The organism is Geminocystis sp. GBBB08, assembly GCF_016743215.1.
In the GTDB taxonomy this organism is placed as follows: Bacteria; Cyanobacteriota; Cyanobacteriia; order Cyanobacteriales; family Cyanobacteriaceae; genus Geminocystis.
This window is the reverse complement of record NZ_VRZC01000308.1, coordinates 1-876: the sequence shown is the minus strand read 5'-3', so window position 1 is coordinate 876 and position 876 is coordinate 1. Positions and strand designations below refer to the sequence as shown.

General features: G+C 33.3%; 1 protein-coding gene. It reads left to right on the top strand.

The features are described 5' to 3' along the window. Positions 1 to 231: 231 nt before the first annotated feature. Positions 232 to 876 (top strand): transposase (locus FWJ34_RS19405; RefSeq protein WP_308256967.1); only part of this gene is annotated, 645 nt, incomplete at its 3' end.

The following is an 876-nucleotide window of genomic DNA, read 5'->3' as shown; positions in this document are numbered from 1 at the left end:
ATATTACTGTTGTGTTAGTATCTGTAGAATAAGTTTCAAACCTTGATACTGATGAAAGTCAGAAGGTAAATTTATCTATTTTTACAATAACTTCGCATAGAGCATCGGAGGCTTTAGTCCTGGGATGTATTGCGACACCCTTGAGGGTGCAGTGAATATTTTTTTTAAAATTAGTTGTCATTTTTAATTTTATCATGTTAAGATTATTACGTTAGCATAAACAAAGTAAAAATGTTTATTTTAGAGTTTAAAGCAATCGGCAAAACAACTCAATACCAAGCTATCGATGAAGCGATTAGAACAGTGAAGTTTATTCGCAATAAATCTCTTCGCTTTTGGATGGACAATAAAGGGGTAGGACAAAAAGGTTTATATTCCTACTCTACCTTGTTGCGTAAAGAGTTTCCTTTTGTTGCCGATTTAAACTCAAGTGCTTGTCAGGCTTCTGTAGAACCAACTTGGTCTGCTATTTCTCGTTTCTACGATAATTGTAAAAAGCCCAATCTCAAAAAAAAAGGCTATCCAAAATACAAAAAAAATCAGAGAAGCGTAGAATATAAGACTAGCGGTTGGAAATTGTCTGATGATAGAAAATCTATCACTTTCACTGACAAAAAGGAAATAGGTAAATTAAAACTTAAAGGGAGTAGAGATTTAAACTATTTTCAAATTGATCAGATTAAAAGAGTGAGGATTGTTAAACGTGCTGACGGTTATTATGTGCAGTTCAACATCAAAGAGGATGTGAGAGCAATAAAACTAAAAGAATACGAACCTTCCTTACATTGTGTCGGTATTGACGTTGGTTTAAAATATTTTTATGCTGATAGTGACGGAAATGTGGTTGACATCCCACAACATTATCGTAAAGCTGAA